The sequence below is a fragment of the Phycisphaerales bacterium genome (assembly GCA_020852515.1).
In the GTDB taxonomy this organism is placed as follows: Bacteria; Planctomycetota; Phycisphaerae; order Phycisphaerales; family UBA5793; genus UBA5793.
Window position 1 is genome coordinate 35,651 of sequence record JADZAS010000009.1, and the last position, 12,259, is coordinate 47,909.

Sequence of the window (12,259 nt, forward strand, 5' to 3'; positions counted from 1 at the left end):
AATACCTGTTGAGGAGGAGGGGGGCGTGCGCCGTCAGTTCTTGTCGATTCGTAAATCGACGCGACCGGCGCCGCTGAGCGCCAGGCACGTCGCTGAAGATCCGTTGGGCTGAGTGAGCAGATCGGCAACCGTGACCGCGGAAAAACTCTCTTCGATGCGCGCCATGGCTTCGTCAATTTGACGATGCATCGGGCACAGATCGGTGCCGTGTGACTCGTACCCAAGCGGACAGGTGGAAATGCGCTCCACGGGGTCGATAGCGTTGATGACTTCAAGGACGGTCAGTTGTGCCGGATCGCGCTCAAGGGTGAAGCCGCCGAGCGTGCCGCGCTGGGCCGAGAGAATGCCCGCCTTCGCCAGGCTCTGAAGCACCTTAATGAGGTAACCGGGCGGCGCCTTCGTCCCCTCGGCGATTTCTCGGACCTTGCGCGTCTGCCCGCGCTGCCGCGCCAGCCAGACCGCAGCCCGCAGGCCGTACTCCGCGGCGTCGGATAGTAGTTTCACGCCAATCCTCCACATTTGACGGCTGCGGGCGCTTTTTCGTCACCCAAGAGTAGACGGCGGACGAATTGAAGTCAACAATGCATTGATGCACTAAATCTCTTTATCTTCGGCTCAAAGCCCCGCCCCGCTCAACCTCAACTGCCAAGGAGAACCCAAAGTGACCTCCCAGATCGACACCCAAACCACTGTCGGACAACTGGTTACGCAGCGTCCCGCCCGCTCTCGCTTCTTCGAGAGCCTCGGCATCGACTACTGCTGTGGCGGCAAAATGCCCCTCGAAGAGGCCTGCCGCAAAAAAGGACTCGACCCGCACACCGTGGCCGTGCTGCTCGCCTCCGCCGACGCCCGCGCCGCCGAGCACGACCGCGTGGTGGTCAATCCCGACGCCATGGCCTTGGCCGAGCTGGCCGATCACATCGAGCAGACGCACCACGCCTACCTCCGCGTCGAACTTCCGCGCCTCGACCAGATGACCGAGAAGGTCTTCCGGGTGCACGGCGAGCATGAGCCGCGCCTGGCGGATGTCCGCCGCGCGTTCACAGCGCTCAACGCCGAACTGACACAGCACATGATGAAGGAAGAGCGCATTCTCTTTCCCATCATCCGTCAACTCGAGCAGCCCAATGGCCAGCGCGAGTTCCACTGCGGCTCGGTCGCCAATCCGATCCGTCAGATGGAGGCGGAGCACCAGCACGCGGGCGATGCGCTGGCCATCATGCGCGAAGCGACCGACGGTTACCAGCCGCCCGAGTGGGCGTGCAACACCTACCGCGCCATGCTCGACGGCCTGGCCCAACTCGAACGTGACATGCATCAGCACGTCCACAAGGAGAACAACATTCTCTTCCCCAAGGCGATCGAACTCGAAGCCGCCCGCTGAACCGGCCGCCGCACCGGCGGTCGTTCAGGCCATTTGTGGTCGCAGGCCGTACTTCTTGATCTTGTTGTACACGGTCACGCGATCGATCGCGAGAATCCGCGCCGCCTGCGTGATGTTCCAGTCGGTGCGCTTGAGAATTTCGGCGATGTGGCGGCGCTCGACCTCCTCGAGCGCTGCCGCGCCGTTGGCGGCGCTGCCGATGCCCCGGCCGGCTCGCAGGGGGAAGTCCTCCGCGCGGATCGCCGGTGGACTGCCCACCACCATCGCCCGCTCAATGGCGTTGGACAGTTCGCGCACGTTGCCCGGCCAGTCGTATTCCATCAGCAGTTTCATGGCCTCCGGACTGATCTCGGTAATGCGCTTGTCCATCTGCTGCGCGTAGCGGTGCAGGAAGTGGTTCGCCAGCAGGGGGATGTCCGACGTTCGTGAGCGAAGCGGCGGCGCCTCAATCGAGAACACGTTGACGCGGTAGTAGAAGTCCTCCCGGAAGCGGCCGTCGCGCACCGCCTGCTCGAGATCTTCGTTGGTGGCGCAGATGACGCGGAAATCGACCTTGATCGACTCCATGCCGCCGACCCGGTGGAACTCCTTGGTTTCAAGAGCGCGGAGGAGTTCGACCTGCATCTTGGGGCTGATGGCGCCGACCTCATCGAGAAACAGCGTCCCTCCGTGCGCCATTTCGATCTTGCCGCGCCGCTTTCGATCGGCGCCGGTAAAGGCGCCTTTCTCGTGGCCGAAGAGTTCGCTCTCGAGCAGGTTCTCCGCGATGGCGCCGCAATTGACCGGAACGATCGGCAGGTAGCGCCGCCGGCTGTTGGCGTGGATGGCGCGGGCGATGAGTTCCTTGCCCGTGCCGCTTTCGCCCTGGATGAGCACCGTCACGTCCGTCGGCGCCACGTGTTGCACCAGTTCCATCACTCTTCGGATCGCCGGACTCTCGCCGACGATCGTGTCCACCGCCACCAGTTCGTCGATGGTTTCGCGCAGGTGCAGGTTCTCCTCCTCGAGGCGGCGCTGCTCGATGGCGCGGCGGACGAGATGGCTCAGTTCATCCGGATCGATCGGCTTGGTCACGTAGTCGAACGCGCCCTGCTTGAGCGCTCCAACCGCCGTCTCGACGGTCGCAAACGCGGTGATCATGATCACCGCCGTCTTCGGGCTGCACTCGTGAATGCGGCGTTGCAGTTCCATGCCGTCCATGCCGGGCATCTTGATATCAACCACGGCGACATCGACAGGACCGCCGCGCAGCGCATCGAGCGCCAACGCGGCATTCTCCACCGCCCGGACCTCATAGCCATCCTTGCGGAACCAGCTCTGCAGTGAATCGCGGATCGAAAACTCGTCGTCCACCACGAGGATTTTCTGCTTCTCTGCTGACATGTGTGCTGCATCCTCTCTGGCGCGCTTACCTTCGCACGGTCATCGATCCTGCCTCATCACGCGGCTCGCACGCGTCCGGTGCGTCTGCGGGAGATCTGCCCGGCGCGCGAGGCAGGCGGATGTGAAACGCGGTGCCCTCGCCCGGCACCGAAGAAACGTCAATCTGCCCGCCGTGCCGATTGACGATGCCGTAGACGACGGCAAGACCCAGCCCCACCCCGCCCTCGGCTGTCCCCTTGGTCGAAAAGAACGGCTCGAAGATGTGAGGCAGGACCTCGGGCGGAATGCCCGTACCCGTGTCGCGGATCTGGATCTCGATGGATTCCGCATCACCGCGCAGCTGCACACTCAGAAGATTGTGCTCCGAGGCCGGATCGTGCATCGCCTCGACCGCATTGACGAGCAGCGCCACGAGCGCCTGCTCGATCTGGCCCGGGTCGGCCACCATCATCGCATCGCCGTGGAGCAACTCGGTGGTCAGCTTCACGTTGCGGATCTCCAGGTGATGGCGAATGAGCATCAGGCTGCGCTCGACGACTTCGTTGATGTTTATGCGCGCCATCTCCGCGCCCGTTCGCCGTGCGAAAGTGAGCAGGTTGTGCACGATGGCGCCGCATCGGCTGCACTCCTTGTCCACGACGCTCAGATAGCGATCGAGTTCGGCGCGCATCGCGGGTTCAATGGACAGGTCCGCCAGTTCGCGCTTGATGAGCCTCGCGTACGTCAGGATCCCGCCGAGCGGGTTGTTGAGTTCGTGCGCGACCGTTGCCGAGAGTTTGCCCAGCGACGCCATTTTCTCCATGTGCAGCACCTGCCGCTGGGCGCCCTTGAGTTCCGCAGTCTTCTCCTGCACGCGCTGTTCAAGCGTCTCGGACCATTCGGTCACCTGCTCACGCGCGTGGCGCAGTTCCGTCACCATGCGGTTGAACGCGTCCGCAAGGCGCGCCAGTTCGTGTTCGCCGGCGATGTCGATGTGCGTTTCAAGATCACCGGCCGCGATGCGCTGCGTGCCTTCGTACAGCTGCTGCGTCGGACGATGAATCACCCGGCGTACGAACAGCGCCGCCACCAGTCCGCTGATGAGTATCAGGCCGATGGTGGTCGTGAGCAACTGGCGCCTCGAAGTGCGGATCGCCGCCTCGATTGGCGCCATGGACATCTCGACGTCCAGCACGCCCAGCACGCGGCGGTCGGGTGGGTGAAAGTGGCACTCGGCCGCGGAGCAGGCGGGCTCATTCTCGATGACGATCAGGTGCCGCAGCACCTCCGGCCCGCCGGGCTCCTGCGCGAGGCTGCTCCGCGCCAGCACGGCGTCGTCGCGCGTCACGCCATTGCCATGACAGCTCTGGCACGTGTCCGAGTCGAGCGCGATCGCCCGGCCCGACTCGGCCGGCCGCGCGGAAAGGACGATGACGCCCGCCTTGTCGTACACGCGGATGGCCGCCACCTCGGGCGCCTGCGCCAGCCGCTCAATGTTGGCCTGCACCTGGTCGAGGCGATTGAGCAGCATGCCGTCGTGCGTGGCGCGCTTGATGAGATCGCTCGAGCGGACGACCTCGTCGTGCACGAGGTTGAGAAAGTGCTCCTTGGTCGCCTGGAAACTCAGAATCGCATGCAGCGCAAGGATGAGACCAACGGCGATCGACAGCGGCGCCAGCAGTCTGACCTCGAGCGACCCGAGCAGAGCGGAAATGCGCCTCCTCATACGGTCGTCCTTCCGAGCAGGCAGGCACAGCGGCCCGCTAAACAACTCTAACTGAAAGTCAACTCCAAACCGCCTAAAGGCGCGCTCAGGAACCCCACAATGCGTTGAGATTCTCAGCGCCCGAAGGTGGATTGAGGTGATTCCGCTAGAGCGGCAGTAGGGCGTTTCGGCCGGCCCGGGCGGCTTTGGGTGGATTCGTCGGCCCTCAGTACCCGTGGCACCGAATCTGCACGAAGCCTGGCGGAGACAGCCTCAGCGCCGCAGCGCCAGCAGGGAAAGCAACCTGCCGCACATGGCGAGCCGGCCCGGCAACAGGCAGGGGGACCGCCCCGTGCTCACGCAACTCATCCAGGATCGCACTGCTGCATCTACCTGCGTGTGGATGGACGCCGGATTACTGACTTACAAACTCTGCGATCGCAACTTCGACTGCGAGCATTGCCCGCTTGATGCCGCGCTGCGCGGCGCTCCGGTCGCTCCCACCTTCGAGCGAGCCGATTTGTCCTTGCGCACGTCGGAGCACGGTTGCGCGCCGCGCGACCGAGTCCATTGTGCCGGTCACACCTGGCTGAAGCGGTTGGCGGGGGGTGGCGTCGTCCGCCTGGGCATCGATCGCTTTGCCGCTTCGCTGCTGCCCACGCCCACCGGCGTGCGCTGCCTCGCTCCGCCTCGCTTCATCCCTCGATGTCAGCCGGTATGCGAGATCGTGTCCAAGAGCGGCGGCCTGGTACTGGCCAGCCCGATCGCGGGGCACCTGGCCCGCTGGAATGATGCACTGACGATGGATCCATCACTGCTGATCGCCGATCCGTACGACGACGGCTGGATTGCCGAACTCTGGCCACTGGATGACAGCGACCTGCCCGAGCCGGATTCGCCGAGCAGCGCGGAGCAGCAGGAACGGCTGGATCTTCGGCGCTTCATTCGGCGCGTGGGCCAGGAACTGCTTCTCGGATCGACCCCGCCGGCCGGCTTGGACTCAAACGGTTGCGCTGGGACCGATCTCCGCTCCCTCATGGACGGCGAGCGGTTCATGCACGTGCTCGCGGAATTCATCCATTGAGCGCGCTGAATTACTCAAGACCGGTGTTGCAGAATTCATCAGCGCCCTCGCAGCGCTTCATCGTCCGCCGTGTGCAACCAGAGCCTGAAAGCCTCGAATTCAAGCGATTGCATCGGTTCACAGAATCTCTGCCGCGTGGCTCGCCGGTTGCATGACAACGTTTGGGTAGCCGGCTGCCGGCTCCTCGATTGGAGGTCGCCATGGAAAGCATCATGAACAGATCAGTGCTCAAAGAGATCGCAGTGGACGGCGGGATTTGCCTGCTGGCGGTGGCGGCGTTGCCGATCCTCGCGCTGCTGGGCATCGCCCTGCGCGGGGCGGTGCTGCTGGCCATCATCCTCGCTGCGGCGTTGTGCGTCTTGATCTACCCCATCAGCGCGCGCTTCAGAGAGTGGTTCAAGATCGAAGCGGAGATCGAGTACCGCCATCGCGGCCTCAGACTGGCTCGCGATGTGCTGCTCTATCCCGCCCACAGCTGGGCCCGGTGGGGAACGAAAGCGGTAACCGTCGGCGCGGATGATCTGCTCCTTTCACTGATCGGTCCGGTCGAGGCCGTTGAACTGCCCGCCACCGGCACGCACGTCGAGCAGGGCGAGGCGCTGTTTCGAGTCAGCCGCGGCGAACGGAGCGTGGATGTCCTCTCGCCGCTGTCGGGATCGGTCTGCGCGTCCAACCAGGTGCTCGCGCTCTATCCCGAACTGATGAACGAACTGCCGTTCAGCGAAGGCTGGGCGGTGCGAGTGAAGCCCGAAAGTGAAGATCATGACCGCCGCGCGCTTCTGCCGCCGCCGCGGGCCCGCGCCTGGTTCCGCAGCGAGGTCGATCGGGCGATTGACTCGGCCGGGCCGCAGCCGCCGGCCGGAGGGAGACTGCATCGCTGCATCGACACCGCCGCCTGGGAGCGACTCTCACACATGTTCAAACAGCGCCGGGCGGCGTCGCTGCGGCCGTGGCAAGTGACCAACTGATGTGCTGCAATCAGCGGCGCGATGACGCGCCGCTCGCCGAAGGAGGCACGTTCCATGTTCGCGCTGCCAGCCAACAAAGCGAGTCGCAGTGACATCGAGGCGCGCGGCCACGTGAAAGCGTCCGTCCGCAATGCAACTTTCGCGCGCGAAGCGCTGAGCCGGCGCGACTTCGTCAAGATCTCCGGCGTGTGCGCCGCCGGCCTGGCCACGGCCAGCGCTGCCCGCGCCTCAGAGAAGCAAACGCTCGACGCCGATCGAAAGGGCGTGCTCGTCGATCTCACCGTCTGCGTCGGCTGCCGCCGCTGCGAATGGGCGTGCAACAACGCCAACGAGCTGCCTCACGGCGAACTGAGCGACTGCGACGATCAGAGCGTCTTTGACTCCCGCCGGCGACCGACGTCGATCCACCTGACCGTCGTCAACCGCGTGCCCGGCCGCGATGGCGCGGCGCCGACTTTCATCAAGACCCAGTGCATGCACTGCGAGCATCCGGCGTGCGTCTCGGCGTGCCTCGTCGGCGCCATGCGCAAGACCGCAGCGGGGTCGGTCATCTACGACGCGAGCCGGTGCATTGGATGCCGCTACTGCATGGTCGCGTGTCCCTACCAGTTCGCCGCATACGAGTACGAGAAAGCGCTCACACCGCAGGTCAAGAAGTGCCAGCTCTGCCAGTCGCGCACCAGCCGCGGCGAACTGCCCGCGTGCGTGGCGATGTGCCCCGTCGAAGCGCTCACCTACGGCCGGCGCGATGAACTCCTCAAACTCGCCCACGAACGCATCGACTGCAATCCCGATCGCTACGTCAATCACGTCTACGGCGAGCACGAAGGCGGCGGGACATCGTGGCTCTATCTTGCCGATCGGCCGTTTACCGAACTCGGCTTCCCGGAACTCGGACCCGACAGCCCCGCCCAACTCACCGAGACCATTCAACACGGCATCTTTAAAGGCTTCGCCGCACCCATCATGCTCTTCGGCCTGCTCGGCGCCATCGGCAAACTGTCGCACGCCAGGGCCGCACACACGCATGCGGTGCAAACCGAAAAGGTGACGCCATGACTCGCCAGCACTCCATCGACGCGTCCCGGCCGCGCTTCTTCACGCCCGGCGTGTGGGTCGTCGTCGCCATCGCTCTGATCGGCGCGGCCGCACTGCTCGCCCGGTTCATCTTCGGCCTGGGCCGCGTGACCAATCTCGACAACGGCTATCCGTGGGGCATCTGGATCGCCATCGACGTCGCGTGCGGCGTCGCGCTGGCCGCCGGCGGATTCACGACCGCCTTCGTCGCGCATCTCACCAACCGCGAGGAATTCCATCCCCTCGTGCGCCCCGCGCTGCTTACGGCCATGATCGGCTACACGTTTGTCGCCCTGGGCGTGATGACCGACCTCGGCCGCTTCTGGGCCATGTGGCACGTCATGCTTCCCTGGATGTGGCAGGGCAACTCCGTGCTCTTCGAAGTGGCCATCTGCGTCATGACCTATGTCACCGTGCTCTACATTGAGTTTCTGCCCATCGTGTGCGAGCGCTTCATCGGGCGCGTGCGCCTGCCGGGCGCGCTGCGCGTGCTCAACGGCCCCATCGACCGGTTGCTCCGCGCGCTCGACGCCGCGCTGGGCCGCGTCATGAGCGTGTTCATCATCCTCGGCGTCGTGCTGTCATGCATGCATCAGTCATCGCTGGGCACGCTGATGGTGATTTCCGGCGCCAAACTCCACCCGCTCTGGCAGACGCCGATGCTGCCGATGTTCTTCCTGCTCTCGGCCTTTGCCGTGGGATTCTCCATGGTGATCTTCGAGTCGCTGCTCGCCTCAAATTCGCTGCGCTTCAAACCCGAAACGGACCTGCTGGCGCGGCTGGCGCGGTTCATCCCCATCCTTCTGGGCATCTACACCATCGCCAAGGTCATCGACCTGCTCAATCGCGGCGCCGGCTTCCACCTGCTCGATGGTTCGCGCGCGAGCGTGCTCTTCATTATCGAATTCGGCCTCGGTGTGGTGGCGCCGTTCATCATTCTCATGGTCGACCGCTGGCGTCACTCGGCGCGCGGCTTGTTTGCCGCGGCATCGCTGGTGATCGCAGGCGTCGTCATGAATCGCCTCGACGTCTTCCTGCTCGCCTACACGCCCACGATCGAGACCCGGCCGTACTTCCCGGCCCCCGCCGAGTTTGCCGTCACGGCCGGGTTCATCGCCATGATCGTGCTCATCTACCGCTTCATCGTGCTGAACTTCCCGGTCATCGAGCGCCTCGAGGAGGTGCGGGCATGAAACGCATCCTTACATCCGCTGTCATGCTCACGTTCGTTTCCGGTCTCGCGCTGCTTCTCGGGGCCGACCGGATCACCCCGTCGATGCACCACTGGCAAGATGCGCCGCTGCCTGGATGCCGCAACTGCCACGACGAAGCCGGCCGGCCGCCGGCCGACTCGCACCAGCCCGTCGCGTTCGCGCATGACGTTGCCCCACGGCCGGCCGCGTCGCCCCGGGGCGGCGTTCCCGACGTGGTCGTCATCGCCCAACTCGCCGAGCACTACAGCCCGGTGCTCTTCGACCATCGCGTCCACGCCGACATGTCGCAGCTCAACGGCGGCTGCTCGAACTGCCATCACAACTCCGCGGCCGATGGGCAGGTCGCCGCCTGCCGCGAATGCCACTCGCCGCTGCGCGGTGGCGGCACGCTGACGCAGCCGAGCCTCAAAGGCGCCTACCACCGCCAGTGCCTCGGCTGCCACCGCGACTGGAGCCATGAGAACGGCTGCGGCTACTGCCATCGCGAGCAGTCGCCGCGCACCGACGTGGCGCATGTCATCGATCCCACCGACATCCTCATGACGCCGCACCCACGCGTGCAGCCCAGCGGTTCGTACATCTATCAGACGAGCAGCCCGTCAGGCTCGCTGGTGAGCTTCTCCCACGACGGCCATGCCCAGGCCTACGGGCTCAAGTGCGTGGACTGCCACCAGGGCGGCTCGTGCGCCGGCTGCCACGATGGACAGGCGCCCGCGAGCCAGGCGGCCGGCGAAATGACCTCCTGCCAGGCGTGCCACGCGACCAACGACTGCAACTTCTGCCACGCCGACTCCGCCCGGCCGGCGTTCGAGCATTCCGCCTCCACCGGCTGGAGTCTCGAGCCGCAGCACACCGGCGTTGCGTGTGTCTCATGCCACGGGCGCGTCGAGGCGTTCCTGACGCCCTCGACCAGTTGCCGTGCCTGCCACGGCGATCTCAGCCCGGCCAACTTCGATCATCGCATCACCGGCGTGCCGCTGCAGGGCAGCCACGCGCTGCTCGAATGCTCGCGCTGCCACACCGGCAGCCGCGCCGACAGCCCCGCGACGTGCAACGGCTGTCACGCCGACAAGAACTATCCGCAGAACTCGCCGGGCGTGCGGTAGGTGTTGCCCGTCAAGTCCCTCGCCCCGCTGCCGCGCGCGTTCACATGGCGCTGGCGGCTTGGACACCGACAACGTGCGACCTCATCGGCACGCTCGTGGGACTGGTGCGCGGGGCCGGTTCACCACAGTGAGGCGCGAAGGCTCGCCAAGATGATCACGAAGTAGCGACATCGCACTTGAACTCAAAGTGCTGAATCTGGCGCGCCCTGACACCTTGCGACAACGGAATCCAGTACCCTGCGAAACAGAGACTTGCAGAGACTTTTGGCCCGAATCGGCGCTTTTGGCGACCCGGGCTGCGCCCATCGGTTATGACCTCGGCGCGGGCAAAGACACAGCCCGACATCGACGCCTTCTCCAAGTCGCTTGCCAAACAATGGCCTGCAAACGCAAACGTCGTCGAGGTTTCTCGGCGGCGTCTCCAGAAAACCACAGGGCCGGCTGCGTTTGCAACCGGCCAGGGCGAGGTTTCCCAACTCCCATCAAATGGACATGGGACCCGAATAGTGGGGGCGCGACAGCGTTCGAGCCGCAACGCGCACTGGGGAGCGACTCCGTAGCGATGCTCGCCATCCGCAAGTTGCTGCGCAGCGACGGTCTCATCCGCGCGGCGTCGGTGCGACTCTCGGGCGCACTGACTGCCGACCAACAATCGGTGCCGGACCGGACGCCCAGGCGCCCTGCCGAGCCTCTGCACTGGCCGGCATCGCGGCGCTGCTCTGGTTGACATCAAGCAGCCGCCAAGCGCTGCAGGGCCAGTCGAACACGGCCACAGGGCGTTCGGTCTTCATGTCTTGGTTGACAAGCGGGCCCTTGTCGGCCGACGTCCGTACTTCATTCGTTGCGGCCGTGCTCGAGCAAGAGATTGAGCAGTGCCGGCATTTCAATCAGTGCGACACGGATTCCCGCGTCGGAGAAGCCGTAAGGCAGGACGAGATGATCACGATGCACCATGCTGCCGCAGGAGTACAGGACGTTTGGCACGTACCCATCGCGTTCGTCTTCAGTGGGAACCATGATCGGGTTCGGCAGATGGGCAATGACACGACTGGGGTCCTTCAGATCGAGAAGACTCGCGCCGATGGCGTATCGTCGCATCGGACCTACGCCATGCGTGAGCGCCAGCCAGCCGGCTTCCGTCTCAATTGGCGAGCCGCAGTTCCCGATCTGGATCAGCTCCCACGGTCGCGTTGGCGCCTGAAGTACCTGCGTTTCGTTCCAGAATCGTACGTTATTGGAGCGCATCAAGTAGTTATTCTCGCGGTCTGACCGCGCGAGCATCACGTATTTGCCGTCGATGCGGCGCGGAAAAAGAGCCATTCCCTTGTTGCGAGCATAAGCGCCGTTGAGTGTAGAGACGCGGAATGAGACAAAGTCCGATGTCTCAATGAGCTGCGGCAGGACCTCCAGCCCGTCAAACGCGGTGTAGGTTGCGTAGTAGCGGATCGACCCGCTGTCGTCCACGAATCGCACAAACCTGGCGTCCTCCATCCCTTGGGATTCTTTGGGCCCGGCGGGAAACAGGACGCGCTCGGACAACGGCGACTCGGGCGGATAGAGCGCCAGGTAGTTTGACGACGCAAGCAGGTGGATGATCTTGCTCGTTTGAGACATGACCGGCGGTGGAGCCAGCCGTGTGTTGTCGAGCAACTTCAGGCCACGCTCCAATTCATCAAACGAAAATGGATCCGGCAGATGACCAAGAACGATCGCCGAAACCTCATCGCGCGCCCCCAGCTCCACGAGTTTGGCACTGAACAGGTGCTTGTCATAGAGCGGCCTTTCGCGCCGACCGGTAATCGCGTAGTTGCTGACCTGATCAAAAGTCAGGTTGCAGCGATCGTCGATCACGCCGGTGCGGAATCCAATCGATGAAATGTGGCCCTCGCCGACCGCGCGCACGCTCATGATGAACCGCTGATGACCTGGAACAAGGCCGCTTTGATCGGGAGCCGGCACCATGGAGGGATTGAACAGCGCCGCCGCCTCGATCGAATACTCCAGCGTGAAATACGCCCCGATGAGCAGGCGCCGGTCAGCGGAAAGCGCTACGTCCGACTCGAGATGATGGGACACCAGATCGAAATGCTGAGCCAATGTCTGCGCAATATCGCGATGGCGGTATCCAAATCCACTAAGTACCGCGCCCAGAAGTCCTGCAACTTCCGTTTCGGGAATCGCCATAATCCGATCCAATACGACTTTGACGCGCGACCGGCCGCCCGAAGCGTACACCTCCTCACCGGGCAGGTGAGGTTTGGCGATGACTCGGCGCGGATCCGGCAAAAGCCTGTGGCTGGTCCTGGTCACTTCGAGGTGTTGGGTCATTATGGGTGCCGCCCGGGTATGCTGTTGTGAC

10 protein-coding genes are annotated in these 12,259 nt (G+C 64.4%); 6 read left to right on the plus strand and 4 right to left on the minus strand.

From position 1 onward, the window contains the following. Window positions 1–33 precede the first annotated feature (33 nt). Window positions 34–504: an Rrf2 family transcriptional regulator gene (locus IT430_04135; GenBank protein MCC6907109.1), complete on the minus strand. Its 471-nt coding sequence runs from the start codon at window positions 502–504 to the stop codon at window positions 34–36. A 157-nt stretch (window positions 505–661) separates the two neighbouring features. Between IT430_04135 and ric the strand changes: the two genes are divergently transcribed. After that, entirely contained in the window at window positions 662–1,384 is a 723-nt protein-coding gene (ric, locus tag IT430_04140; GenBank protein ID MCC6907110.1) for an iron-sulfur cluster repair di-iron protein, read from the plus strand. A gap of 24 nt (window positions 1,385–1,408) precedes the next feature. Here the strand turns inward: ric and IT430_04145 are convergent, their stop codons facing one another. Continuing rightward, on the minus strand, window positions 1,409–2,767 hold the full coding sequence (locus IT430_04145) for a sigma-54-dependent Fis family transcriptional regulator (GenBank protein MCC6907111.1): 1,359 nt from the start codon (window positions 2,765–2,767) through the stop codon (window positions 1,409–1,411). Between the two features lie 25 nt (window positions 2,768–2,792). Beyond that, complete coding sequence (locus IT430_04150) at window positions 2,793–4,472, minus strand: HAMP domain-containing protein (GenBank protein MCC6907112.1); 1,680 nt, start codon at window positions 4,470–4,472, stop codon at window positions 2,793–2,795. A 214-nt stretch (window positions 4,473–4,686) separates the two neighbouring features. Here IT430_04150 and IT430_04155 point away from each other — a divergent pair, with 214 nt between their 5' ends. The 5 genes from IT430_04155 to IT430_04175 all read left to right on the plus strand — a co-directional run bounded on the left by IT430_04155 (window position 4,687) and on the right by IT430_04175 (window position 9,900). Next, on the plus strand, window positions 4,687–5,535 hold the full coding sequence (locus IT430_04155; protein MCC6907113.1) for a hypothetical protein: 849 nt from the start codon (window positions 4,687–4,689) through the stop codon (window positions 5,533–5,535). Between the two features lie 212 nt (window positions 5,536–5,747). Then, window positions 5,748–6,503, plus strand: a complete 756-nt coding sequence (locus tag IT430_04160; protein MCC6907114.1) for a hypothetical protein — start codon at window positions 5,748–5,750, stop codon at window positions 6,501–6,503. 54 nt (window positions 6,504–6,557) lie between these two features. After that, on the plus strand, window positions 6,558–7,562 hold the full coding sequence (locus IT430_04165; GenBank protein MCC6907115.1) for a 4Fe-4S dicluster domain-containing protein: 1,005 nt from the start codon (window positions 6,558–6,560) through the stop codon (window positions 7,560–7,562). Beyond that, entirely contained in the window at window positions 7,559–8,773 is a 1,215-nt protein-coding gene (hybB, locus tag IT430_04170) for a Ni/Fe-hydrogenase cytochrome b subunit (protein MCC6907116.1), read from the plus strand. The genes IT430_04165 and hybB overlap by 4 nt, the downstream gene beginning before the upstream one ends. Next, window positions 8,770–9,900: a cytochrome c3 family protein gene (locus IT430_04175; GenBank protein ID MCC6907117.1), complete on the plus strand. Its 1,131-nt coding sequence runs from the start codon at window positions 8,770–8,772 to the stop codon at window positions 9,898–9,900. Before hybB ends, IT430_04175 begins: the two co-directional genes overlap by 4 nt. Before the next feature lie 834 nt (window positions 9,901–10,734). Here IT430_04175 and IT430_04180 read toward each other — a convergent pair. After that, window positions 10,735–12,228 carry a glycoside hydrolase family 130 protein gene (locus tag IT430_04180; GenBank protein MCC6907118.1) on the minus strand — a complete coding sequence of 498 codons (1,494 nt, stop codon included), beginning with the start codon at window positions 12,226–12,228 and terminating at the stop codon, window positions 10,735–10,737. Between the last annotated feature and the right edge of the window lie 31 nt (window positions 12,229–12,259).